Genomic DNA, 25,630 nt, shown 5'->3' with positions numbered 1-25,630 from the left:
CTATAGGCGGCTGAGGTAGGCTTGGTATTCCATCGGCGGAATAATATTCGAAAGCTTTTGCATCTCGTCTCGGCGCACAGCCGCATAGATATCGCGGTAGTGCGCCCCAAACAAGTCCGCCGCCACATCTGATTGCGCAAAGCGCTCTAGCGCATCGGCCCATGATTGAGTCAAATCCGCCGCAGGTTCAAAATCGGGATCATCTAATGATCTTGGTGCGCTTAGCTTGTTTTCGATCCCCAATAACATGCCCCCTAGAATTGCGGTGAAGGCCAGATAGGGGTTCACATCGGCACCACAAATGCGATGCTCCATACGAGCGGCGGGGCCTGTGGTCTGGGGCAGGCGAATACCTGCATTGCGATTGTCGATCCCCCAGTTAGGCGCACAGGGGGCAAAGCTGTTGGGCATAAACCGACGATAGGAATTTGCGTGCGGTGCGAATATCGCCTGTAGATCGCGCATTGTCTCCAAACATCCCGCCACCGCATGTAGCAGACGAGGGTGGATGCCGCTGTTGCGATCGAAAATATTGCATCCCTTGGCGTCTAATACGGAGGCATGTAGATGCATGCCATTGCCTGGAAAGTCTGCATAGGGCTTGGCCATAAAGGTGGCCTCGAACCCGTGCTTGGCCACGACATTACGTACCAAGCGTCGGAAAATCTGGGCGGTATCCGCCGCGGCCAAAATATCATCGCTATGATGGAAGTTAATTTCAAACTGGCCGGGCCCGTACTCGGCGATCAATGTATCAATCGGCAGCCCCAGCTGTGCGGCGCTGGTTTGAATTTCTGTTAATATGACTTCTTGGGCTTGCAGCACCTCTAGGTCGTAATTCTGCGCATTTGGCACGCCCGCGGGCGGTTTCGGTGCATCATATGTCTGTGCACGCCTCTGCACGATGTAGAATTCCAGCTCTGATGCCACCACGGGGCGCAGGCCCAGCCGGCCAAAGCGATCCACAAGATTGGCAAGGATTTTGCGCGGGGAAAGTGCGCTGACCTCGCCACTGGGGTCATGCATTTCCACCATTACCTGTGCGGCGGGATGTTCGGCCCAAGGCACAGGGCACAGCGTGCCTGCGACCGCGCGCAATATGCCATCTGGATCGCCAATGGTTATTCCCAGACCGGTTTCGGCCACTTCCTCTCCAAAAATATTGGGTGCATAGGTCGACAGTGGCAGGCGTACCTGACCCTTTATCAGTTTTTGCACATCGCTTGCAGGCAACCATTTGCCGCGCATAACGCCATTTAAATCGCACAGCATCAGCTCTAGGCGTTCTGGCCGCCCATAGGTATTGCAATGGCGCTCAAACTCTTCTGCGAAGGTCATTGTTCGGCCTCTTGTTCTTCTTTTTGTTGGCGTGCAATCGCGCGCTTGGAATAGATGGAGGTGGACAGTACGCCAAAGGTCACGATGGCGATCATCAGCGTGGATAGGGCATTGATCTCGGGGGATACACCCAAGCGTACAGATGAAAATATCTTAATCGGTAGCGTCGTGGCGGATGGGCCGGCGGTAAATGATGCGATGACCAAATCATCCAATGAAAGGGTAAAGGCCAACAGCCAACCCGCGATAACCGCTGGCGCGATAATCGGCAGGGTAACCAAGCGAAAGGCATCAAACGGGGTGCACCCCAGATCAAGCGCGGCCTCTTCTAGTGCGCGATCAAAGCTGGCCAAGCGCGAAGAGACCACAACAGATACATAGCACATAGAAAACGTCGTATGTGCCAAAACAATGGTCAATACACCGCGATCAAGGCCGATGGAGATAAACAACAGCAAGAGGGATAATCCGGTGATGACCTCGGGCATGACCAGTGGCGCATAGATGAATCCTGAAAATAATGTCCGCCCATAAAATCGCCCGCCGCGCACAATGACATAGGCGGCCATGGTGCCCAAAACGGTGGCAAATGTGGAGGAGAAAAAGGCAACCTTTATGGTGACCCATGCGGCGCGCATGAAGGCCTCGTTTTGAAACAGCTCGCCGTACCATTTTGCGCTGAACCCAGACCATACTGTGACCAGCTTGGATTCATTGAAGCTGTAAATAACCAGTATAATCATTGGGATGTACAGGAATGCGAACCCCAGCGTTAGGGATGTGACATTGAACCAGCTTAGGCGTCTCATTGCTCTGCCTCGCGATTTTTCTGCTCGTTGCGTTGAAACAGAATGATCGGGATGATCAACAATAACAACAGGATTACCGCCACGGCAGAGGCCACGGGCCAATCCCGGTTAGAGAAGAACTCCTCCCACAGCACCTTGCCGATCATCAGGGTTTTTGATCCACCCAATAGTGATGGAATGACAAATTCGCCAAGTGCGGGAATGAACACTAGAAAACAGCCAGCGATGATTCCTGCCTTGGACAATGGTATGGTGATCAGCCAAAATGCCGATACGCGCGAGCAGCCCAGATCTTGACCGGCCTCTAACAGAGAGCTGTCCAGCTTTTCCAGCGAGGCATAGATTGGCAGGATCATAAAGGGCAGATAGGTGTAAACAATGCCGATATAAACCGCGGTATTGGTATTTAGAATGATTAGCGGGTCAGAAATGATCCCCAGCCACATCAAAAACTGATTTAGAAACCCCTCGTTTGATAGGATGCCGATCCATGCGTAAACACGGATTAGAAAACTTGTCCAGAAGGGTAGGATAACCAGCATCATCAGCGTTGGCCGCCATTCTGGCGCGCTTTGGGCCATACCATAGGCGATGGGAAACCCAACCAACAAGGTGAGCAGGGTAGAAATGGCGGCGATTTTCACGCTGGAAAGATAGGCTTTCCAGTACAGATCGTCCTCTGCCAGAAAGGTGAAATTTTCAAAATCCAGAGCGGCGAAAAATGCTTTTAGGCCGGCCCAGCCTGCGCTGATATCCAATTTAGGCGCATAGGGCGGGATAGACAGCATGGAATCCGATAGCGCAATTTTCACAACGATCAAGAACGGTATGAAAAACAGGGCGATCAGCCAAAAATAGGGAATGCAAATTAAAAACGCGCGGCGCATCTTCATTTATCCAGCACCACCCCAGCAGAGGCCGCCCATGACAGGTATACCTGATCTTCCCATGTAAAGCGGCGGCGCGACAGGCGGCGCGAATTGGCGGATTGCGCCTTTATTATTTGCCCGCCTTTTAGTTTTACGTGATAGGTCGATAAATTGCCGAGATAGGCGATATCCAATACTTGGCCTTGTACCAAATTGTCCGCTTTTTCAGGGGGTTGTGCGGTGACATTGATTTTCTCTGGTCGAATAGCTAGCTGATACTCTCTGCCCTGATCCATAGGGGATTGTTCGGGGGTGTTCAGGGGGATTTCACCCTCGGCCCAGTCTAGGTGATGGGGTGCGGTTGCGCGGCCTTGGATCAGGTTAACCTCGCCTATGAAGTCCGCTACATATGCGGAATTGGGGGTTTCATAAATACCATCGGGGGTGTCTATTTGCTCTAGCTTGCCGTGGTTCATAATTGCCACGCGGCTGGCCACAGTCATGGCCTCTTCTTGGTCATGGGTAACAATAACAAATGTGGTGCCGGTGCTTTCTTGGATGTCCATCAGCTCAAACTGGGTTTCTTGGCGCAGTTTCTTGTCAAGCGCCCCTAGGGGTTCATCCAGCAACAACAGCTTCGGGGCCTTGGCCAAAGATCGCGCAAGCGCCACGCGTTGGCGCTGGCCGCCGCTGATTTGATGCGGCTTGCGGTTGGCAAATTTTCCCAGCTGAACCAGCTTTAGCATCTCGTCTACGCGGGCCTGTAGCGCATCGCGCCCGACACCTGATCTTTTCAGGCCGAATGCAATGTTGTCGGCTACAGATAGATGTGGGAACAGCGCGTAGGATTGGAACATCATGTTTACCGCCCGTTTGTTCGGGGGGATCGGTGCCAAATCGGTGCCGCCAAGGGTGATTTGGCCACTGGTCGGGGTTTCAAATCCCGCCAACAGGCGCATCAGGGTGGTTTTACCACAGCCAGATGGCCCCAGCAGGGCAAAGAACTCGCGTGCGTAAATATCCAGATTTAACCCATCGATTGCGGTAAAGTCGCCGAATTTTTTGGTCACATTTTTAAACTGTATCAAGGGGATTTCGGCTGGGTTTTCCCATGGCGCAAAGGGTTCTTGAGTGTTCATTTTATCCCCGGTCAGAAGGTTGGGCGCGCACCATGTGCGCGCCGAAATTAGGGCTATGTGCCTGATTTAATCTTGGTCCACATACGGGTTACTTGGCGCTGAGGCTTTTGCTCGTAAGGTGTTGTGATATATAACTTTTCTAGCGCCGCAGCGGAGGGATAGATCGCGGGGTCATTGATTACATCCTCTTCCAAAAGTGGCTGAGATGCCTTGTTGCCATTGGCATAATACACATAGTTCGATGCATCGGCCATGTTCTGGGCATCCAAGATAAAGTTGATAAATTTATGCGCACCAGTTGGGTTTGGGGCATCTACAGGAATGGCCATTTGGTCAAACCACATCAATGCGCCCTCGGTTGGGGCATTATAGGCGATCTCTACACCGTTTTCTGCCTCGTCGGCACGATCGCGTGCCTGAAGAATATCGCCAGACCAGCCAAAGGCCACACAGATATCCCCATTAGCCAATGCATTGATATACTCAGAGCTGTGGAATTTGGTAACATGCGGTGCGATTGCGGTTAAAACAGGTTCTGCCTTGGCCAATGTCTCTTTGTCATGCGCGTCAGGATTTTCACCGATATAGGCCAGTGCCGCAGGGAAAATTTCCGACGGCGCATCCAGAATATGCACACCACAGGCCGACAATTTTTCTATATTTTCGGGATTAAAGATCAATTCCAAGGAATCGATCGGTGCATCATCGCCCAGAACCTCGGCCACCTTCGCTGTGTTCACGCCAATACCTGTGGTTCCCCACATATAGTTAATGGAATAGGCATTCCCTGGGTCATAAATCGATGTGCGATCTTGAATCAGATCCCACAGGTTTGCGGAATTGGGCAGCTGTGCAGCATCCAGTTTTTGAAATGCACCAGCGGTGATCTGGCGCTGTAGGAATGTACCTGAGGGAACCACCACATCATAACCCGATCCACCGGCCAGCAATTTGGTTTCCAGTACCTCGTTGGAATCAAACACATCGTAAATCAGCTCGATGCCTGTTTCCTCTTGGAATTTATTTAACAGGGCCTCGTCGATATAATCTGACCAATTATAGACGCGTACTGTTTCTGCCATAGATGCCGTGGCACCTAGCGCCAGCGCTGTGGCCATTGTTAAAACGGATTTCATCATTTTTTGCTCCTTTTGAAACGGGGGAATTGACCCGCACTGGTGAATTTGATCAAATTATACGATTCGATGCAAGCTTTTTGGCTCGGGGATAGTTTTGTGATACGAGGGTAAAATGGCAATAGCGCAGATAGTGGTGGTAGAGAAATGACGTCGAAAAATATTCCAGAGCATGCGCGGGTTTATGGCTGTTTGCGGGACATGATTTTGTTTGGTGATTTGGTGCCAGGCCAACCCGTTACCATTCAGGGATTGGTTGATCAGCTGGATGTGGGCATGACACCTGTGCGCGAGGCATTGCGCAGATTGACCGCTGAGGGGGCGTTGATGGCCATGGGTAATCGGCGTATTGTTGTGCCCAAATTGGGGTTATCCCATCTGGAAGAGATTTATTATGCTCGTTTGGCGATCGAGCCAAAATTAGCTGAAATAGCCGCAAAAAAATCTACACCTAGGCTGGTTTCGGATCTACAGATCATAGATGATCGTGTGGACGCGGCGATCGCCAAGGGCGATATTGGGGCATATCTGCGCGAGAACCACGCATTTCATTTCCGCCTGTATCGCGCTGCCGAAGCCGAGGTTCTGCAATCTATCGCGCTGTCTTTGTGGCTGCGAATTGGGCCAAGCCTGCGGGCGGTGGGTGGACGGCGTGGCACCACGAACCTGCCTGATAAACACGACAAGGCGATCACCGGTTTAGTGGCATCGGATTCCAGCATGGTTTATTCAGCTATCGAAGAGGATTTGCGCCAAGGCATGGATCACGTTCGACAGGATATGATCTTTCAGAATGGTGAAGAAGCCGATTGACAGTTGAAATAATTTGATCATATTTATTTCACCCCTGCACAGCATTCCGCAGGGTTCTCAAAAAATGTTAGGACAACCCGTGAATAGTAAAAACTGGATCGAGGCTCTGCCAAAGGCATTCAATGAGTACCGCAATGGACGGAACCTAGACGAGGTGGAATGCATCATTCCAGATCTTGCGGGTATGTCCCGTGGCAAGGCGATGCCGCATTACAAATTCTCGCCCAAGCAGACATTCTTTCTGCCGATTTCTTTGTTCTATCAGACAATTTCTGGCGAATATGTGGATATGGATATTGAAAACCAGTGGATGGAAAAAGACATCGTTTTGCGCCCAGATATCAGCACCGCCTGTGCCGTTCCGTGGGCCGCAGATTGCAGTATGCAGGTGATTAATGATCTAGAAACGCGCGATGGCGCACCCTTGGCTGTTGCACCGCGTACCGTGCTTCGGCGGGTTCTGGATCTTTATGCGGCACAAGGGTGGAAGCCCATCGTCGCCCCGGAAATAGAATTCTATCTGACCAAACCAAATACAGATCCAACCAAGGATATCGAGGCGCCCATTGGGCGCACAGGGCGCAAAGGCGCCCGTCAACAACCCTTTTCCATGGTGGCCGTAGATGATTACGGCGCCGTGATTGATACCATTTATGATTATGCCGAGGCACAGGGGTTAGAAATCGACACCGTGATCCAAGAGGGCGGGGCTGGCCAAATTGAATTCAATCTGATGCATGGCGATCCGATGCGATTGGCAGATCGTGTGTTCTATTTTAAGCGTGCGATCCAAGAGGCCGCGCTGAAACATGGGCTGTATGCCACATTCATGGCCAAGCCCATGCGCGATCAACCAGGCAGCGCCATGCACATCCATCAATCCGTCATAGATACCAAGACAGGGCGCAATATTTTTTCCGATGAGGCAGGCGCACCCACGGAGGCCTTCTATCATTTTCTTGGTGGATCGCAAAAACACCTGATGGAGGTCGTCCCCTTTCTGGCGCCATATGTGAATTCCTATCGCCGTTTTGCAGCGCAAATGAGCGCGCCAACCAATCTGGAATGGGCGGAGGATAATCGCACCACTGGTCTGCGTATCCCCCATTCCGATGCGGCTGGGCGGCGGGTGGAAAACCGCGTTACTGGTGCGGACACCAACCCATATCTATCGCTGGCCGCGAGCTTGGCGGCGGGATATTTAGGCATGATGAATGCGGTTGCCCCGCGCGATGCGGCCACTACCGAGGTTTATCAATCAGAACAAGATTTGCCCGCTAGCCTAAGTGCCGCACTACGCTTGCTAGAGCAAGCAGATGATATCCGCGCGGTTCTGGGCGAAGAGTTTTGTACCATGTATTGCAATATTAAACACGCAGAGCTGGAGGAGTATCAACGCGAGATTTCGCCGTGGGAACGTCAGCATTTGCTATTGAATGTATAAGGAACCCCCATGAACAAGATTTCAAATCATCTACCAACAAACGAGCTACAAGCGCTGGATGCGGCCCATCACATGCATCCCTTTACCGCCAACGCCGAGTTGGCAGATACTGGTGCCTTGGTGATTACTCGGGCCGATGGGGTTAATCTGACGGATTCCGAGGGCAACCAAATTCTGGATGCCATGTCTGGGCTGTGGTGTGTGAATATCGGCTATGGTCGCACCGAGCTGGCCGATGCGGCGGCGCGCCAAATGCGTGAATTGCCCTATTACAATACCTTTTTCCAGACTACACATGTGCCTGCTATCGCCTTGGCCAGCAAGCTGGCGGAATTGGCGCCGCATGATTTGAACAATGTCTTTTATGCCTGCTCGGGATCCGAGGCCAATGACACCAATATCCGCCTTGTGCGACACTATTGGGCGGCCAAAGGCAAACCAACCAAGAAAACCATCATAAGCCGCCACAACGCCTATCATGGCTCTACTATGGGGGGGGCGTCTTTGGGGGGTATGAAGGGCATGCATGCGCAGGGTGGCCTACCTATTCCTGATATCGATTATATCGATCAACCTAATTGGTATGTTGAAGGCGGTGATACCGATCCCGCCGAATTTGGGCTGGAACGCGCCCGCCAGTTAGAGACAAAAATAGCAGAGCTGGGGGCCGATAATGTTGCGGCATTTATCGCAGAGCCAGTGCAGGGTGCAGGTGGGGTGATTATCCCACCAGAAACATACTGGCCCGAAATTCAGCGCATTTGCGATGCCCATGAAATCCTGCTGATCGCGGATGAGGTGATCTGCGGCTTCGGTCGTACGGGGAATTGGTTTGGATCGCAAACTTTTGGTATTAAACCTGATATTATGACAATCGCCAAGGGTCTGTCGTCGGGGTATGCCCCGATTGGGGGCTCTATGGTTTCCGACGAGGTAGCGGATGTGGTGGGCAAGGCTGGCGAGTTCAATCATGGGTATACCTATTCGGGACACCCTGTTTCCTGTGCCGTGGCGTTGGAAAACTTGCGGATTCTAGAAGAAGAAAAATTGATCGAGAATGTGCGCGAGAATACCGCGCCCTACCTGGCCAAGCGCTGGGCAGAGCTAGAGGCGCATCCGCTTGTCGGGCAGGCGCGCATATGCGGCATGATGGGGGCCTTGGCCCTAACGCCAGATAAGGCATCGCGCGCAAAATTTGCATCTGAAGTGGGCGTTGTGGGGCTGATCTGCCGCAACCGCTGCTTCGCCAACCATTTGATCATGCGCCATGTGGGTGATCAGATGATCATCTCGCCACCCTTGACCATGTCGCGTGCTGATATTGACCGGATGATTGAACTGGCGGTGAAATCTCTGGATGAGACGCTGGTGATTATGCGCGCCGAAGGTCTGATGAAAGCGGCGTAATGGATCTGCTCTATGCCAATGACCAACAGGGGGAATACCCCGCCTCATATTACGCGGCGGATGCAAAACCTCTGCCACGCCAACCAAAGGCACACGGGCAGATACAGACACAAGTTTGCGTCATTGGTGCGGGGTTTACGGGATTGTCGGCCGCGCTTCATCTAGCGTGGGCGGGCTACGACGTTACCTTGATCGAGGCCCAGCGCATCGGATTTGGCGCATCCGGGCGCAATGGCGGGCAGGTGGGCACTGGCCAGCGGCTAGAGCAAGACGCGTTGGAAGCGATGATCGGCCGGTCGGATGCGCGCGCGCTATGGGGGATTGCGCAGGATGCCGTGCAGCTGGTTAAGGATTTGGTGTCGCAAATACCGGACTGTAACTTTCGGCCCGGGATCATCCACGCAATGCACCGCCCTCGCCATGTGCGCGTTGACCACGCTTATGTTCAAAAATTGAACCAAGACTATGGCTACAGTGATATTCGCTGTCTGTCCTGTGACGAGATGCGCGCTATGGTGGGATCCGAGGCCTATTTTGGTGGCTCTCTTGACCAAGGGGCCGGGCATATCCAGCCCTTGCGCTATGCCATTGGGTTGGCTCAAATGGCCTTGGCCGCAGGGGTAAAGATTTTTGAAGAGAGCGCCGCACTTAGTATTGAGCGCGGGGCGCAGGTGCGTATCAGCACCGACGATGCCCAGATTACAGCGGATCATTTGATCCTAGGGTGCAATGGATATTTAGGAGATTTGGAAGGCCAAGTGGCCGAGCGCCTGATGCCGATCAACAATTTTATTGTGGCAACAGAGCGATTGGATTCTGTACAGCGCGCGGCGCTAATTGCCTATGATTATGCGGTGGCTGACAGCAAATTTGTGGTAAATTACTTTCGGTTTTCCGAAGATGGGCGAATGGTTTTCGGGGGGAGTGAATCTTATGGTTATCGGTTCCCAAAGGATATCGCATCCAAAGTGCGCAAGCCGATGTTGCAGATTTTTCCACAACTGGCTGAGGCGCGTATTGATTATGCGTGGGGGGGAACCTTAGGGATAACTATGAACCGCATGCCCAGCTTTGCCTATGTGGATGAGAATATTTTCAGCGCCTCGGGCTATTCTGGGCATGGTGTTGCCATGGCGTCCATGGGTGGCAAGCTGGCGGCAGAGGCGGTGATGGGCCGCAAAGAAGGCTTTGATCTAATGGCATCCGTTCCGACACCGCGTTTCCCGGGCGGGCGACATATGCGCACGCCATTGTTGGTGCTGGCGATGCTGTGGTATGGCATGCGAGATCGAATTTAGGTGTCGCTGTGTGCAATCAAGTGCACAAAGCAGTTCGCGCAGTTTGAAGACCCTTCAGGTTAGGATTTGGTCAGGCCCCCTTCGCTAATAGGGATGCCGAGGGCCGGCGCACTTCAGACAATTCCGTATGCTCTGACGATGGGGCTATCCTTATGGCCCAAGCGCGCGAAATTGGTTAGCTTTTGTTTTTAAGCCGACGGGTCATTGGACATTCAGAATTCTGCGGCTTGGTGATGAGATATCTGGTGCCCAGGAGAGGACTTGAACCTCCACGTCCATAAGGACACTAGCACCTGAAGCTAGCGCGTCTACCATTCCGCCACCTGGGCACAGGTGGTTTGGCCCACCTATCTGACCTAAAAATTGCTGTCAACATGGATGCGTGCCTTGGGTGGAAAATTTCGTCCGGTACTGTTAGGTTTGCAAGAATTAAGAGGGACTTTGTCATGTGTGCTTTGCCTATACTGGTCAGTGATTTTCCAACGACCGTAGAGATTGCCGAGCCCGAAACCGGCCGCGAGGTTTGCTATGATGAGTTGATTCACCTTATTCACAGAGCCGCTGAGGGGTTGCGTGCGCTGCATTTGCCGCGCTTGGCGCGTGTGGTGATAGCCGAGAAAAGCGGGCTGGATACTTTGGTGGGACTATTTGCGTGTTGGCAGGTAGGGTTGGTGGCGGTCTGTGTTAACCCGAACCTAAAGCCTGACGAGCAATCCCGCGTGGTGCGCGCCGTAAATGCCGGGGCATGGCTAGGCCAAACAGAATTGAAATTCCCGAAACTTGCCCACGGTGTCGATACTGCACCCCTTGGGCCGGATGATCCGGCACTGATCCTGATGACATCGGGCACCACGGGTATCCCCAAGGGCGTTACCCATAGCCTACACGGATTGCGCTCTAGGGCATCCTTAAACATCGCTGAAATTGGCCGCGATACCCTGTGCCGAACGCTGTGCATCCTGCCTGTGTTTTTTGGCCATGGGCTGATCGGGAACTGTCTAACACCGCTGTTGGCGGGGGGGCGTCTGATCCTGTGGCCCAGTCCGGGTTTCAGGGTGCTAGGGGGCTTTGGTGCGATGCTGGATCAACAGGCTATCTCATTTTTCTCATCGGTGCCGACCTTCTGGAAAATGGCATTACAAATATCGCCGCGCCCAGCGAATGTGCCTGCGCGGGTGCATGTGGGGTCTGCACCTCTGTCGATTGGATTGTGGCAGGACATTGCGGATTGGCTGGGTGGGGGTGAGGTATTTAACACCTATGGGATGACAGAAACGGCTAACTGGATTTCTGGTGGCGCACTATCTGATGCGCAGGGTCAGGGGGGCTATGTTGGCCGCGCTTGGGGTGGAACGCTGGCGGTGTATGCGAACGGGCGGGTAAAGGCCGAAGGCCGCGGCGAGGTTCTGGTGAACAGCCCAACCATAATGCAGGGGTACTGGCAGGGCGCAGACAATCCCAATGCGCACTTCTATGGTGAATGGTTGCGCACCGGTGATATTGGCGAAATCAGCCAAGGCCAGCTAACGCTGGTTGGCCGTATTAAAAGTGAGATTAATCGCGCCGGGATAAAGGTGCTGGCAGAGGAAATAGACATGTTGTTGGAGCGCCACCCAGATGTATCCGAGGCCTGCGCATTTGGCATACCTGATCCGGTAGCCGGTGAACAAGTTGCCGTGGCAGTGGTGGCGGGCCCGAACACCGCGGTATCGGATTTGATAGCGTGGTGTCGCACCCAATGTCGCGCCGAGGCGGTACCCAGCATGATTTTTGGAATGCCCTCGCTGCCCCGCAATGATCGCGGCAAGGTGGTGCGTTCGGAAATCCGCGCACTTTGTATAGGATTGGATGACCAGGATGTTTAACAGGAAAGAAACGGATCGATACCTGCATCAAACACTTGAAACAGAGCGCTTGCGCTTGGTGATTTGTAGCAAAAAAGTGGCCCAGAATCTGGCGCGCCATTGGCAAAACAGCGAAGATATCAGGCGTAATTTGATGATGAACACCCAAGGTTATTCGAACCTTCAGTGGCAGCGTAAAATGAAATGGCCAGACCGTCACAGCATTTTTTATCACGCGTTGGTGCCCAAGGAAATCGGCAAGGCAGTGGGTCTACATCAGGTGATATTGGCCGAGAGTGGCACGATAGATATGGCCGTGGTTATCCATGCCCAAGAGTGGTGGGGGCAAGATATATATTTTGAGGCGCGCCAAAAAATTATCCAACACTTTGCCCAAAGTGATCGAGTGATGCGCTTTTCTGGTAAGTGCTTAGATCGCAATTTTGCCTCGATCTATAATTATAAAAGACTGGGTTTTCGCAGTGTAGGGTTTGTGCAGAAATCCTATTTGGATAGGAAGGCACAACAGCACCTAGGGGTCTGTCTGTTTGAAAAAATGGCCGATGATGTTCTTTCAGAAACAGGGGGTGGCAATGGCCAAGCATGATCCGGCGGTGGAAATTTTGGCTCTGGCATTGGGGGTGGAAAGTGCGCGTATTGATAACAGTTTTGCGCTGGGGCGCAGCGCAGAATGGGACAGTATTGCCCATATGAACATTATCTTGGCGGTAGAGAAGGCACTGGAACGCAGGTTAACGCCCGATGCGGTGCTTGCGCTGGAAAATCTGCAAAGCCTGCGCAATATACTGATGGAAGAGTAGGTGGCGCAAGTTATGCGCCACCGGATCGATTAGCGTGTTATGCGCTTGGTCAGAGAGTTGTCATCATCATCGTCGTCGCTGCTGGCGATTAGGGCGGCTACGGCCGCAACAATCAACAATGGTACCAGAATGCCAGACGAGCTGCTGCCGCCTGTTTCTACGTCTTCGACCATTTCTTCGACCATTGGTTCGGTAAGTGTGCCTGAGAATGCGGCGGTGGAGGCAGTTGCGAACGCCGCAACTGAAAGCATAAGTTTTTTCATGGTATCCCCTTTTAATACTTGTGTGAATGCGAGAAAAGATTAGACAATTTTAAATAAACTTCAATTGTTACCCTAGAAATGAGTGACATATTGTATAAATTTATGACGCCAAGGTATTCATTTTGTGGGCATTATGCACCATAAGCACGCATAAATTGAGACTTTAATCACTATTTCGCGTTTCAGTTGATTTTTCGCGACATGGCGCGTTTTGTGATAATTCTATCTTGTTCGATAGCGGCCGGCGCGGTACTTTTTATCCAAATCTATCGGAGAAAACCATGTCATCTACACCCAAGCTGGTTACCATTTTCGGAGGTTCCGGATTTCTGGGGCGCTATGTTGCCCAGAGAATGGCGAAAGAGGGTTGGCGTGTGCGTGTGGCTGTGCGCCGTCCTAACGAGGCCCTGCATGTGCGCCCTTACGGAGCCGTTGGTCAGGTAGAACCGATTTTGGCAAATATCCGCGATGATGCCTCTACACTGGCGGCTGTGACGGGGGCGGATGCTGTGGTGAATTGTGTCGGCAGCTTTGATTGCTTTGGCAAGAACAATGTGGATGCGGTGCAGGTGGATGGCGCACAACGCATTGCAAAGATGGCGCAACAAGCGGGGGTTGGGCGCTTGGTTCACCTCTCGGCACTGGGGGCGGATGTGCACAGCAATAGCCGGTTTTTCCAAACCAAAGCGGCGGGAGAAGCGCTGGTCAAGGCGGCCTTTAGGTCTGCGGTAATTATGCGCCCTGCGGTGATGTTTGGAAATGAGGATCGATTTTTTAACCGCCCTGCATTTTTCGCGGGGCTTTCGCCGGTTCTACCCATTGTGGGCGCCAACAGTCAGCAACAACCTGTGTATGTTGACGATGTAGCGGCGGCTATCGCGCAGGCGGTATTGGGCCGTGCCTCAGCAGGGGTTTATCAGCTGGGCGGGCCTGATGTTGCATCGCACCGTGCGCTGATGGCGCAGATGCTCGGCGTTATTCGCCGCAGGCGCCTGATGATAGCGGTGCCAAACTTTGCGGCAAAGATTAAGGCTGTGTCCTTTGATTTATGCCAGCGTCTGACGGGTGGTCTGATCAAGAACAAGATTCTATCAGCGGATCAGTTGCGAACCCTATCGCTAGATTGTGTGGTAGACAGCACAGCAAAATCATTTGCCGATCTGGGGATTACACCGTGCGCGATGGATGGGATATTGCCCGAGTACCTGTACCGTTTCCGCCCCTATGGGCAGTATAGCGAGCTAACAGAATCCGCCAAGGATCTGAAAACCTAGCTATAGGCAAAAATCAGTAGCGCGATGCCTAGGATTATTCGGTAGATCACATAGGGCGTAAAGCTGATGCTGGACAAAAACCGCATCATCAGTTTTAGCGCGATTAAACCAGAGCCAAATGCAAATATCGCTGCAATCGCGCCGTTTTTGGCGGCGGCCCAATCGGCGGTAGATGCAACCTCTGCCCCCAGCAATGTGCCAGATGCGATGATTGTAGGGATAGACATCAACATGGCCAGCTTGGCCCCCTCGGTGCGCGAATATCCCAAAATGCGCGCGCCAGTTATGGTGGTGCCAGAGCGTGATGAGCCTGGGATCAACGCCACAGCCTGCCACATGCCCATGATCAGGGCGTCCTTTATTGACCATTGTGATTTTGATTTGTGCTGGGGGGATTTCTGATCAACCACATAGAGCACCACCCCAAACAGCAGCATTGACCATGCGATTACCTTTACGGAACGTATCGCATCGTCCATACCTGTTAGTTTCAGCAGAATGCCAAACAGCACCACCGGCACGGTGGCCAGCGCCAGCAACAGCGCCAATTGCGCCCCTGGGGATGTGAAATCGCCCTTGAACCAGCGCAAGAACCCCCAGAAGGCCATCTTTACATCCGCCCAAAAATATAAAACAACCGCGCCCAAAGTGCCGATATGCACGGCCACATCAATGAATTGGCCTTGGTCTTCTTGGCCCGTGAGGCTGGGTAAAACCGCCAGATGCCCCGATGAAGATACCGGTAAAAATTCGGTTAGGCCCTGAATGATGGCAAGTAGCAGAAGATAATACAGGGGCATAGGGTTTCCTTGGGTTGATTCGCGAACAGTAAAAGCAATTGAAACAGAAGGGAATTTAATTTAATTAGGTAAGCTTGGGTGACTTGTTTTGGTGGTATTTGCTGATTTTCCTTGCGTCATGTTTGAAATTATTGAATATAGGTCAGTATAATTGACTTTTCATTCATTGCAGAATTCCGTAGAACGGCGTTCTGAAATTTTGACGAACAAGGGTAGGGTTATGGCGGAAACGAAAATGTTGAAATTCGTAAACGTTGAGCGGGATATGCCAGAAAAGCGTGTCCCTGATCTTCGCAAGAATGATTACGATGAAATTTATCAACAATACGCATCTGTAAAAGCAGAAGAACAAGCAAGCCGGTGTAGCCAATGTGGGGTGCCGTATTGCCAGTCTCATTGCCCTTTGCATAACAATATCCCGGATTGGCTGCGATTGACCGCCGAGGGGCGATTGCAAGAAGCCTATCAGATCAGCCAAGACACCAATACCTTCCCTGAAATCTGTGGCCGCATTTGCCCACAGGATCGCCTGTGCGAAGGCAACTGTGTGATCGAGCAATCCGGCCACGGCACAGTGACCATCGGATCAGTAGAAAAATACATTACAGATACCGCCTGGGAAAAAGGCTGGGTAAAACCCAATGCCCCAACGCAAGAGCGTAGCGAAGATGTGGCGATTATTGGGGCCGGCCCCGCAGGGTTGGCAGCAGCAGATCGCCTGCGCAAAGCGGGCGTACAGGTTACGGTCTATGACCGCTATGACCGCGCGGGTGGCTTGCTGACATATGGTATTCCTGGGTTCAAGCTGGAAAAAGATGTGGTGATGCGCCGCAATGAATTGCTGGCTGAGGGCGGTGTTAAATTTGTGATGAACACAAACGTTGGCGAGGACATCAGCTTTGCCGATCTGCGCGCAAAACACGATGCGATTTTGATCGCCACGGGTGTCTACAAATCCCGTGAGCTGTCTGGTGTTGGTTCTGGAAACAAAGGCATCGTAAAAGCGCTGGATTATCTAACGGCCTCTAACCGTGTGAACTTGGGCGATACCGTTCCAGAAATCGAAAGCGGTGAATTATCCGCCGCTGGTAAAAAGGTGGTGGTTATCGGTGGTGGTGATACGGCCATGGATTGCGTCCGCACGGCTATTCGCCAAGGTGCAACATCGGTTAAATGCCTATACCGCCGTGATAAAAAGAATATGCCAGGTTCCCAACGTGAAACCCAAAACGCCGAAGAGGAAGGCGTGGATTTCGTCTGGCTATCCGCGCCCAAGGGTTTCACCGGCGAGGGCGATGTAACAGGTGTGATGGTATCCAAAATGCGCCTAGGCGCACCAGATGCATCAGGGCGCCAATCACCCGAGGAAATCCTTGGGGCTGATTACAAAGAAGATGCAGATCTGGTGATCAAGGCGCTGGGCTTTAGCCCAGAAGACCTGCCGACCCTTTGGGGAACACCAGAACTAGAGGTCACCCGCTGGGGCACTGTGAAATCTGATTTCACAACACATGCCACCAGCATCGACGGTGTTTATGCCGCAGGTGATATCGAACGCGGCGCATCATTGGTGGTTTGGGCCATCCGCGATGGGCGCGAAGCAGCAGATAGCATTCTGGGATACTTGAATGCACAAGACGTGGTCGCGGCAGAATGAGCCAGCTCTTTTGAGCAGGATCAAGGTACCAGAAAGAAAGACACAAAATGACTAAATTCGATGCAAAATGGAAAGCAGAACAAGAAGCCAAGCGCGCCTATATGGATGCCCATGGCATGTATTCCGAGGCCGACGAGCACAGCTCTTGTGGTGTGGGATTGGTGGTTTCTGTTGATGGCGAAAAGTCCCGCAAGGTGGTTGAAAATGGCATTTCGGCGCTGAAGGCGATCTGGCACCGCGGTGCGGTGGATGCGGATGGTAAAACCGGTGATGGCGCGGGAATTCACGTGCAAATCCCCATCCCGTTCTTCTATGATCAAGTCGAGCGTACCGGCCACGAACCGCGCAAGGGCGAATATATCGCTGTGGGTCAGGTGTTTTTGCCACGCCAAGATTTTGGCGCGCAGGAAACATGCCGCACAATTGTAGAATCAGAAGTTCTGCGCATGGGGTACTACATCTATGGCTGGCGCCACGTGCCGGTGGATGTAACCTGTCTGGGCGAGAAGGCAAATGCCACCCGCCCCGAGATCGAGCAAATTCTGATCTCTAATTCCAAAGGCGTAGACGAGGTAACCTTCGAGCGCGAGCTCTATGTGATCCGCCGCCGCATCGAAAAGGCCGTGACCGCCGCACAGGTTCAGGATTTCTACATCTGTTCTTTGTCTTGCCGCTCTATCATTTACAAAGGTATGATGTTGGCAGAGCAGGTTGCGGTATTCTACCCCGATCTTATGGACGAGCGTTTTGAATCCGCATTTGCGATTTATCACCAACGGTATTCCACCAATACTTTCCCACAGTGGTGGTTGGCTCAGCCTTTCCGTATGTTGGCGCATAATGGTGAAATCAATACCCTAAAGGGTAACGTGAATTGGATGAAGAGCCACGAAATTCGCATGGCTTCCAAAAGCTTTGGCGATTATGCCGAGGATATTAAGCCGCTGGTTTCTGCGGGTTCTTCGGATTCAGCCGCACTTGATTCTGTGTTCGAGGCAATTGTACGTGCAGGGCGCAATGCGCCGATGGCGAAAACAATTCTGGTGCCAGAATCTGTGAATGCCATAGGGGTCAAGGATGACTGGCGTGATATGTATGAATTCTGTAACTCTGTTATGGAACCATGGGATGGGCCTGCCGCATTGGCCATGACTGATGGACGCTGGGTTGTGGGCGGTCTGGATCGCAATGGTCTGCGCCCGATGCGCTATGTAATCACGGGGGATAATCTGCTGATCGCAGGTTCCGAGGTGGGCATGGTACCCACAGACGAGAGCACTGTGCGTGAAAAGGGCGCGCTTGGCCCAGGGCAGATGATTGCCGTGGATATGGTCGAGGGCCGATTACTACACGATGAACAGCTAAAGGACGAGCTGGCCGCCAGCCGTGATTTCACCAAGAAGGTGAAGGCGGTTGTCGACCTAGACGAGCTGACATCAGGGCAAAACGAAACAGTAGAGTTTAGCGGCGAACAGCTACGCACACGTCAAGTGGCGGCGGGTTATTCCGTGGAAGAGCTGGAAATGATCCTGCATCCGATGGTCGAGGATTCCAAAGAGACCTTGCAGTCTATGGGGGATGATACGCCCTCTGCGGTTCTGTCGGAAATGTATCGCCCGCTTAGCCACTATTTCCGCCAAAACTTCTCGCAGGTCACCAACCCTCCGATCGACAGTTTGCGCGAATCTGCGGTGATGAGCCTGAAAACCCGTTTTGGCAATCTGGGCAATGTACTGGATGACAGCAACGAGCTGACCGAGGTTTTGTCACTGTCCTCGCCCTTTGTGACCAATGCGCAGTTTGGCGCGATGGTCAAACGGTTCGGTGATGCGGTAACCACCATTGATTGTACCTTCGAGGCGGGATCACAGGATGGGCTGACCACCGGCCTAAAACGCATCCGCGAAGAGGCCGAAGATGCCGTGCGCTCTGGTGCTGGCCAAATCATCCTGTCTGACAAAGCACAGGGCACCGAACGCGTTGCAATGCCGATGATCTTGGCTACCAGTGCCGTGCATTCTGGCCTGACACGCATTGGTCTGCGCACCTTCTGTTCCATTAACGTGCAATCAGCAGAATGCGTAGACCCGCACTATTTCGCGGTGCTGATCGGCTCTGGTGCTACGACAGTGAACCCCTATCTGGCCCAAGACAGCCTTGCCGATCGCATCGATCGCGGCCTGCTGGATCTATCGCTAGATCAAGCGATGGAAAACTACAAAGAGGCCATCAACCAAGGCCTGCTGAAAATCATGGCCAAGATGGGAATATCAGTGATTTCCAGCTATCGTGGTGGCCTGAATTTCGAAGCGGTAGGCCTAAGCCGCGCATTGGTGGCGGAATACTTCCCCGGTATGCAAAGTCGCATTTCAGGTATCGGTTTGTTCGGCATCCAGAAGAAAGTTGTCAAAATCCATGCCAAGGGCTGGCTGTCAGGCACTGATTTCTTGCCCATCGGTGGATTTTACAAGGCACGCCGCACCGGCGAAAAACACGCATGGGAAGCGCAGACAATGCATATGCTTCAATCTGCTTGTGACCGCGCTTCATTTGATCTGTGGAAGCAGTATTCCGCAAAAATGCGGGCCAATCCACCGATCCATCTACGCGATCTGCTGGATTTCAAACCGGTGGCCAAACCCGTACCTGTAGACGAGGTCGAAAGCATCACATCGATCCGCAAGCGCTTCGTCACACCGGGTATGTCCTTGGGTGCGCTTAGCCCAGAGGCCCACAAAACACTGAACGTGGCTATGAACCGTATCGGCGCAAAATCCGACAGCGGCGAGGGCGGCGAAGATCCGGCACATTTCGTACCAGAGCCAAACGGCGACAACCCAAGTGCGAAAATTAAACAGGTGGCCTCTGGACGTTTTGGCGTGACGGCGGAATATCTGAACCAATGCGAAGAGCTGGAAATCAAGGTCGCCCAGGGTGCCAAGCCGGGCGAAGGCGGGCAGCTGCCCGGTATCAAGGTTACCGATTTGATCGCGCGGCTTCGCCACTCGACCAAGGGTGTAACGCTGATTTCGCCGCCCCCCCACCACGATATCTATTCTATCGAGGATTTGGCTCAGCTGATTTACGATCTGAAACAGATCAACCCGCGCTGTAAGGTAACGGTGAAATTGGTGGCCTCTTCTGGTGTTGGTACAATTGCGGCGGGTGTGGCCAAGGCCATGGCCGATGTGATCCTGATCTCTGGTCACAACGGTGGTACAGGTGCCAGCCCTGCAACATCTATCAAACATGCGGGTCTGCCGTGGGAAATGGGCCTGTCCGAGGCGCATCAAGTTTTGGCCATGAACAACCTGCGTGATCGGGTAACATTGCGTACCGATGGTGGCCTGCGTACGGGCCGCGATATTGTGATTGCCGCGATGCTGGGGGCCGAGGAATACGGCATCGGCACCGCCGCATTGATCGCCATGGGCTGTATCATGGTACGCCAGTGCCAAAGCAATACATGCCCAGTGGGTGTTTGTGTACAAGACGAGGAGCTGCGTAAGAAATTCACTGGTTCTGCGGATAAGGTGGTAAACCTGATCACATTCTATGCCCAAGAGGTTCGTGAAGTATTGGCTAGCCTTGGTATGCGATCCATGGACGAGGTTATTGGCCGCGCGGATATGCTGGCACAGGTTAGCCGCGGTTCCGCGCATCTTGATGACTTGGATTTGAACCCTATGTTGATCAGTTTGGACGATGCCGCATCTATCAATTACGATCGTGATCGCCCACGTCAGGCAGTGCCTGATACGTTGGATGCTCAGATCCTAAATGATGCCGGCCCGTTCTTTAAGCATGGTGAAAAAATGCAGCTGTCCTATGCGGTGCAAAACACCCTGCGCACCATCGGCACGCGGGTTTCATCCCATATCGTTAAAAAATTCGGTATGCGCAATGAATTGCTAGAGGATCACCTGACCGTGAAACTGACGGGTAGCGCCGGTCAGGCGCTGGGGGCGTTCGCCGCACCGGGGCTAAAGCTAGAGGTCTCGGGCGATGCAAATGATTATGTGGGCAAGGGGCTATCTGGGGGCAAAATCGTTGTGCGCCCACCATTGGCCAGCGCGCTGATCCCTGCGGACAACACCATCATCGGTAACACCGTTCTATACGGTGCGACGGACGGTAAATTGTTCGCCAATGGGCGCGCGGGCGAGCGCTTTGCGGTGCGTAATTCGGGTGCTAAAGTGGTGATCGAAGGCTGTGGTTCTAATGGTTGTGAATATATGACTGGCGGTGTTGCGGTGATCCTTGGGTCTATTGGCTCTAACTTTGGTGCGGGTATGACGGGTGGTATGGCCTATGTTTACGATCCAAACGGCGAGTTTGAGAAATTGGCCAATATGGAAAGCTTGGTTGCCGTGCCTGTGACCGTGGATTTCTGGGAGCGTCAGTTAAAGGGCCTAATCCAAGAGCATCTTGACGAGACAAAAAGCCCCAAAGCCAAGAAAATCTTGCGCCGCTGGGAAGAAGAGTTGCCGCGGTTTGTTCAGATTTGCCCAAAAGAGATGTTAAAGCATATTCAGCACCCTCTGAGCAAAGATGAAGGCAAGAAAAGCGCCTAATTTCAATTAAATATCGCCCCTAGCAGGTATCTGCTGGGGGTTTTCACTATCTGTATATTCGTCTCTACTCTTGACATTAGGCGCAGGTTTGGAAACCTTGGCACTTGCACTGCAAGGCCTCTATAGCAATGAAAAAGAAATCTCCCGCTAAACAAGGTTCTCCGCTATGGAGAGGTCTGCGCTCTGGCCTATTGCGGTGTGCGAAAACCCTGTTTTTCTTATGTTTTATAGCTACTTACGCGGTTATCCTATTTCGTTTTATTGATCCAAGTGGCGGGTTTTATATGGGGGCCGAGGCACGTCGCCTTGGGCATATCGAAGCAAATTGGGTGAATATGGAGAATATCGCACCCGTTATGGCACGATCTGCCGTGGCCGCCGAGGATGCCAATTACTGTCTACATTTTGGATTTGACGTCAGCGCGATTAAACAGGCCATCAACGAGGGTCGCGGTGGATCGGGTATTTCGCAACAGGTCGCCAAGAATCTGTTTCTGTGGCATCAGCGCAGCTATCTACGCAAGGGTTTAGAGGCGGGGTTCACCGTACTGATCGAAACGCTTTGGACCAAGCGCCGCATTCTGGAGGTCTACCTAAATATCGCAGAATTTGACGAAGGTGTGTTTGGGGTGGGTGCCGCGGCCCAGCATTATTTCGGCGTTGATGCGGATCGCCTTACACCACTTCAGGCGGCGCGTTTGGCGGCGATTCTCCCAAACCCAAAGGCCCGATCAGCCAGCGCCCCAAGCACCTATGTGCGCAAACGCACAGGTGCAATTCGATCAGGGGCTGCAACAATTGCCGCCGATGGGCGCGCTGAATGTTTCGAGAGTGGTTGAATTCTCTGCTTTTTCTTGGCATTGGTAATCAACTCTTAGAAAAATGATTGCTCACCGGTATGCACAGACTCTATCACTATCCGCTCTCTCCATTTTCGCGCAAAGTACGCTTGGTTTTGGCCGAGAAAAAGATTGATGTAGAGCTGATCGAAGAGCGCTATTGGGATCCCAGCACCGAGTTTTTGCGTCTGAACCCCTGTGGGCGGGTGCCAGTGATGAAATATGACGGGCGGGTTTTTTCCGAATCTAACGCGATCTGTGAATACCTAGAAGAGCGCACCCCTCAACCCCCCCTAATGCCGCGCACACCCGAGGATCGTGCCGAGGTGCGCCGCTTGGTAAATTGGTTTGATGATGCCTTTTATCACGAGGTGACCAAAAACCTGCTGGGGGAACGGGTGATGAAGAAGGTTACAGGCGCTGGTTACCCAGAAAGTAAGAACGTCAAGGAAGGCGCGCGGCGTATCAAATTTCATCTGGACTATATGGCACAGCTGTTGGATCATCGCCGCTGGTTGGCGGGGGATCAAATGACCTTGGCGGATTTTTCTGCTGCGGCGCAGTTATCCTGCATCGATTATATTTCTGATGTGGATTGGAACCGCCATGATGTGGTTAAGGATTGGTATGCCAAGATCAAATCGCGCCCTGCGTTCCGTTCTCTGCTGGCCGATCAATTGCCCGGATTTCCACAACCGACGCATTATGCCAACCTAGATTTTTAATGGCACTGTCTGGCACAGATCTGAAACAGGCGCTGATACAGCGCGCCCAGCTAGAGGGATTTAGCGCCACCGCGATTTGCAGCCCAGATGCCGCACCCGGTACAATGCAAAAATTGCAAACATTTGTGGATGCAGGGCTGCATGGACAGATGCAATGGATGGAACAGCGCATGCATTGGCGCGGTGATGCGTCTGCGCTGTGGCCAGAGGCCAAATCGGTGATCATGCTGGCGGAAAACTATGGCCCAGATTACGATCCGATGCAGGATCTTGCGCTGGATGACCGGGCGACAATTTCTGTCTACGCCCAGAACAAAGATTACCACGATTTGGTGAAAAAGCGACTAAAACGCCTTGGCCGCTGGTTGATCGATGCCGCTGGTGGGGCCGAAATCAAGGTTTTTGTCGATACTGCCCCTGTGATGGAAAAACCGTTGGCTCAGGCCGCAGGGCTGGGATGGCAGGGGAAACATACCAATGTGGTTTCGCGTCAGCTGGGCAGTTGGTTTTTTCTGGGATCTATTTTTACCACATTGGATTTGCCTGCCGATGGGGCCGAAGATGATCATTGTGGCAATTGCCGTGCTTGTTTGGATGCCTGCCCCACAGATGCGTTTATCGCACCTTATCAATTAGATGCGCGCAAATGCATATCCTATCTAACCATTGAATACGACGGGCCTGTTGCGCCTGATCTGCGCGCAAAAATGGGCAATCGGATTTATGGTTGCGACGATTGTTTGGCGGCCTGCCCGTGGAATAAATTCGCGCAAACTGCGCAAGAGATAGGTTATCACACCCGCGATGGCCTGCGCGCCCCGAAACTGGCAGAGCTGGCACAGCTAGATGATGCCAGCTTTCGTCAGAAATTCAGCAAGAACCCGATCAAGCGTATTGGCCGCAACAGATTTATGCGTAACGTCACCTATGCCATTGGAAATTCTGGGAATTTGGACTTGCTGCCCACAGCGCATCAACTGGCTGCCGATGCTGATCCGGTGGTGCGTGATGGTGCCATATGGGCGATTGAACAGCTAGGAAAACACCAATGACCAAGACACTTCTGAGCATCGGACATGGTTATAGCGCACAGGCGTTTGCGCGTATCCTTTTGCCGCTGGGATGGCGCATTATTGGCACCACACGCGATGCGACGGGTGTTCAGGCGCTACGCGATAGTGGTATCGAGCCTTTGGTTTGGCCCAGTGCGGATTTGTCTTCTGCGATTTCACAGGCGGATTGCATTTTGTCTTCTGTCGCACCCAATGGGGATGGTGATCCTGTGCTCAATGCTTATGGGGCAGAATTGCGCGCCGCTGCGCCGACGCTTAGCTGGGTGGGCTATCTCTCTACTACGGGTGTCTATGGCGATCACAAGGGCGGTTGGGTCAGCGAAGAAACCCCCCTGTCCCCCAGCACCACGCGCGGGGTCTATCGACGAGACGCCGAGGCGGCGTGGGCGCAATTGGGCCTGCCGCTACACATTTTTCGACTGGCGGGTATTTATGGGCCTGGTCGTGGCCCATTCGCAAAGGTGCGCGCGGGGACGGCGCGGCGTATCATCAAAAAGAATCAGCTGTTCAGCCGCATTCATGTCGAAGATATCGCGCAGGTTCTGGCCGCATCTATCGCGAATCCCAATGCCGGGGCGGTGTATAATGTATGTGATGATAATCCCGCGCCGCCACAGGATGTTTTGGGTTATGCGGCGCAGTTGCTTGGGGTGGATATGCCAGTGGCCGAGGATTTTGAAACCGCAGAAATGACGCCTATGGCGCGCAGTTTTTATGCCGAGAGCAAATCTGTAAGCAATGATCGCATCAAGTCGGAGCTGGGGGTTACGCTGTTGTACCCAGACTACAAAACAGGGCTAAAAGCCCTGTTAAATGCTGGTGAATAGTTGGGTGGGTCTCTATTTTAGATAAATAGAACCTGTGTGCCGACCTTGGCAAAATCAAACAGTTCCGCAATTTGCGCATTATATAGCCCGATGCACCCGTTCGAAGAGCGCCGCCCTATTTTGCGATTATCGTGGGTGCCGTGAATGCGATAATATGTCCAAGATAGATACAGCGCATGTGATCCCAGAGGATTTCCGGGGCCGGGTGGGATATATTTCGGCCAGTCTGGATTGCGCTTCAGCATATTTGGTGTTGGGCGCCAATCGGGGCCTACGCGTTTGCGGGTGACTACGGTGCGGCCCTTGCGGGTTAGTTCCTCGGTGGTGGGCACAGCAACGGGATACAGCTTGTAGATGCTTTCGTCTTCTGACCAATAGTACAGGGCGCGGCTGTCGATATCGACCAGTATTGCGCCATTTTTAAGATCCGAGAAATAGTTGCTCCAACCGGTACGACCAATAAATGCCGATGTATTGCGTTTAACGCGGCCTTCTTCGTCATTCAGGCGTTGGTTGGTGTCCTGTGGGGTGTCAAACCCTAGATCGGGATTATCCAGATCTGGATTCCACTCCGCAAGGCTGGGTGATCCCAGCGCCATTGCAGAGCCTGCGGTTACAGCGAACCGACGTCGTGTCATCTTAGTGGTCATAATACCCGCCTGTGTTTAATTTACGCCAAT

Annotated in this window: 22 protein-coding genes and 1 tRNA gene; 14 read left to right on the top strand and 9 right to left on the bottom strand. The window is 52.8% G+C overall.

What is annotated here, in order from left to right; genetic code table 11:
• Genes QQL62_RS08855 through QQL62_RS08835 form a run of 5 tightly spaced genes read right to left on the bottom strand, consistent with a single transcriptional unit; the run spans position 1 to position 5,291 of the window.
• Positions 1–1,338, bottom strand: a complete 1,338-nt coding sequence (locus QQL62_RS08855) for a glutamine synthetase family protein (protein WP_284377940.1) — start codon at positions 1,336–1,338, stop codon at positions 1–3.
• Positions 1,335–2,147 carry an ABC transporter permease gene (locus QQL62_RS08850; protein WP_284377938.1) on the bottom strand — a complete coding sequence of 271 codons (813 nt, stop codon included), beginning with the start codon at positions 2,145–2,147 and terminating at the stop codon, positions 1,335–1,337. Before QQL62_RS08850 ends, QQL62_RS08855 begins: the two co-directional genes overlap by 4 nt.
• Positions 2,144–3,034 (bottom strand): ABC transporter permease subunit, encoded by an 891-nt coding sequence (locus QQL62_RS08845; protein ID WP_284378709.1) that lies wholly within the window; start codon positions 3,032–3,034, stop codon positions 2,144–2,146. The genes QQL62_RS08850 and QQL62_RS08845 overlap by 4 nt, the downstream gene beginning before the upstream one ends.
• A gap of 2 nt (positions 3,035–3,036) precedes the next feature.
• A complete protein-coding gene (locus tag QQL62_RS08840; protein WP_284377935.1) occupies positions 3,037–4,155 on the bottom strand; it encodes an ABC transporter ATP-binding protein in 1,119 nt (372 codons plus the stop codon).
• A 53-nt stretch (positions 4,156–4,208) separates the two neighbouring features.
• Positions 4,209–5,291 (bottom strand): polyamine ABC transporter substrate-binding protein, encoded by a 1,083-nt coding sequence (locus QQL62_RS08835; protein WP_284378707.1) that lies wholly within the window; start codon positions 5,289–5,291, stop codon positions 4,209–4,211.
• A 147-nt stretch (positions 5,292–5,438) separates the two neighbouring features.
• Here QQL62_RS08835 and QQL62_RS08830 point away from each other — a divergent pair, with 147 nt between their 5' ends.
• From QQL62_RS08830 to QQL62_RS08815, 4 genes are all read left to right on the top strand, one after another.
• Positions 5,439–6,104 (top strand): GntR family transcriptional regulator, encoded by a 666-nt coding sequence (locus QQL62_RS08830; RefSeq protein ID WP_284377933.1) that lies wholly within the window; start codon positions 5,439–5,441, stop codon positions 6,102–6,104.
• Between the two features lie 79 nt (positions 6,105–6,183).
• The gene (locus QQL62_RS08825; protein WP_431355754.1) at positions 6,184–7,548 is read left to right on the top strand and encodes a glutamine synthetase family protein; all 1,365 of its coding nucleotides are present in this window, start codon (positions 6,184–6,186) and stop codon (positions 7,546–7,548) included.
• 9 nt (positions 7,549–7,557) lie between these two features.
• On the top strand, positions 7,558–8,955 hold the full coding sequence (locus tag QQL62_RS08820) for an aspartate aminotransferase family protein (RefSeq protein ID WP_284377929.1): 1,398 nt from the start codon (positions 7,558–7,560) through the stop codon (positions 8,953–8,955).
• Entirely contained in the window at positions 8,955–10,253 is a 1,299-nt protein-coding gene (locus QQL62_RS08815; RefSeq protein ID WP_284377926.1) for an NAD(P)/FAD-dependent oxidoreductase, read from the top strand. Before QQL62_RS08820 ends, QQL62_RS08815 begins: the two co-directional genes overlap by 1 nt.
• Before the next feature lie 243 nt (positions 10,254–10,496).
• Here the strand turns inward: QQL62_RS08815 and QQL62_RS08810 are convergent.
• Positions 10,497–10,582: transfer RNA gene (locus tag QQL62_RS08810), tRNA-Leu, on the bottom strand.
• A 117-nt stretch (positions 10,583–10,699) separates the two neighbouring features.
• On the opposite strand from QQL62_RS08810, the gene QQL62_RS08805 reads away from it, so the two are divergent.
• Genes QQL62_RS08805 through QQL62_RS08795 form a run of 3 tightly spaced genes read left to right on the top strand, consistent with a single transcriptional unit; the run spans position 10,700 to position 12,918 of the window.
• The gene (locus QQL62_RS08805; RefSeq protein WP_284377924.1) at positions 10,700–12,118 is read left to right on the top strand and encodes a class I adenylate-forming enzyme family protein; all 1,419 of its coding nucleotides are present in this window, start codon (positions 10,700–10,702) and stop codon (positions 12,116–12,118) included.
• Positions 12,111–12,704, top strand: a complete 594-nt coding sequence (locus tag QQL62_RS08800; RefSeq protein WP_284377922.1) for a GNAT family N-acetyltransferase — start codon at positions 12,111–12,113, stop codon at positions 12,702–12,704. Before QQL62_RS08805 ends, QQL62_RS08800 begins: the two co-directional genes overlap by 8 nt.
• Positions 12,691–12,918, top strand: coding sequence for an acyl carrier protein (locus QQL62_RS08795; RefSeq protein WP_284377920.1), 228 nt, complete (start codon positions 12,691–12,693; stop codon positions 12,916–12,918). The genes QQL62_RS08800 and QQL62_RS08795 overlap by 14 nt, the downstream gene beginning before the upstream one ends.
• Positions 12,919–12,947: 29 nt before the next feature.
• Here QQL62_RS08795 and QQL62_RS08790 read toward each other — a convergent pair whose 3' ends face one another.
• Entirely contained in the window at positions 12,948–13,181 is a 234-nt protein-coding gene (locus QQL62_RS08790; RefSeq protein ID WP_284377918.1) for a hypothetical protein, read from the bottom strand.
• Between the two features lie 281 nt (positions 13,182–13,462).
• Between QQL62_RS08790 and QQL62_RS08785 the strand changes: the two genes are divergently transcribed.
• Positions 13,463–14,455, top strand: a complete 993-nt coding sequence (locus QQL62_RS08785; RefSeq protein WP_284377915.1) for a complex I NDUFA9 subunit family protein — start codon at positions 13,463–13,465, stop codon at positions 14,453–14,455.
• On the opposite strand, the gene QQL62_RS08780 is transcribed toward QQL62_RS08785, so the two are convergent.
• A complete protein-coding gene (locus QQL62_RS08780) occupies positions 14,452–15,255 on the bottom strand; it encodes an undecaprenyl-diphosphate phosphatase (protein WP_284377913.1) in 804 nt (267 codons plus the stop codon). The two genes, QQL62_RS08785 and QQL62_RS08780, sit on opposite strands and share 4 nt — an antisense overlap.
• Before the next feature lie 220 nt (positions 15,256–15,475).
• Here QQL62_RS08780 and QQL62_RS08775 point away from each other — a divergent pair, with 220 nt between their 5' ends.
• The 6 genes from QQL62_RS08775 to QQL62_RS08750 all read left to right on the top strand — a co-directional run bounded on the left by QQL62_RS08775 (position 15,476) and on the right by QQL62_RS08750 (position 24,950).
• Complete coding sequence (locus QQL62_RS08775; protein ID WP_284377910.1) at positions 15,476–16,912, top strand: NAD(P)-dependent oxidoreductase; 1,437 nt, start codon at positions 15,476–15,478, stop codon at positions 16,910–16,912.
• A gap of 47 nt (positions 16,913–16,959) precedes the next feature.
• Positions 16,960–21,486 (top strand): glutamate synthase large subunit, encoded by a 4,527-nt coding sequence (gltB, locus tag QQL62_RS08770; protein WP_284377908.1) that lies wholly within the window; start codon positions 16,960–16,962, stop codon positions 21,484–21,486.
• A 128-nt stretch (positions 21,487–21,614) separates the two neighbouring features.
• Positions 21,615–22,325 carry a monofunctional biosynthetic peptidoglycan transglycosylase gene (mtgA, locus tag QQL62_RS08765; protein ID WP_284377905.1) on the top strand — a complete coding sequence of 237 codons (711 nt, stop codon included), beginning with the start codon at positions 21,615–21,617 and terminating at the stop codon, positions 22,323–22,325.
• A gap of 59 nt (positions 22,326–22,384) precedes the next feature.
• Positions 22,385–23,050 carry an FtsZ-binding protein FzlA gene (fzlA, locus tag QQL62_RS08760; RefSeq protein WP_284377903.1) on the top strand — a complete coding sequence of 222 codons (666 nt, stop codon included), beginning with the start codon at positions 22,385–22,387 and terminating at the stop codon, positions 23,048–23,050.
• Positions 23,050–24,102 carry a tRNA epoxyqueuosine(34) reductase QueG gene (queG, locus tag QQL62_RS08755; RefSeq protein ID WP_284377901.1) on the top strand — a complete coding sequence of 351 codons (1,053 nt, stop codon included), beginning with the start codon at positions 23,050–23,052 and terminating at the stop codon, positions 24,100–24,102. Before fzlA ends, queG begins: the two co-directional genes overlap by 1 nt.
• Positions 24,099–24,950, top strand: coding sequence for an SDR family oxidoreductase (locus tag QQL62_RS08750; protein ID WP_284377899.1), 852 nt, complete (start codon positions 24,099–24,101; stop codon positions 24,948–24,950). The genes queG and QQL62_RS08750 overlap by 4 nt, the downstream gene beginning before the upstream one ends.
• A 17-nt stretch (positions 24,951–24,967) precedes the next feature.
• Here QQL62_RS08750 and QQL62_RS08745 read toward each other — a convergent pair whose 3' ends face one another.
• Positions 24,968–25,600 carry a L,D-transpeptidase gene (locus QQL62_RS08745; RefSeq protein ID WP_284377897.1) on the bottom strand — a complete coding sequence of 211 codons (633 nt, stop codon included), beginning with the start codon at positions 25,598–25,600 and terminating at the stop codon, positions 24,968–24,970.
• Positions 25,601–25,630 lie beyond the last annotated feature (30 nt).

Source organism: Amylibacter marinus (assembly GCF_030160015.1).
Classification (GTDB): Bacteria; Pseudomonadota; Alphaproteobacteria; order Rhodobacterales; family Rhodobacteraceae; genus Amylibacter; species Amylibacter marinus.
Note: the sequence above shows the minus strand (reverse complement) of the source record. Positions and strands in the feature narration are given on the sequence as shown.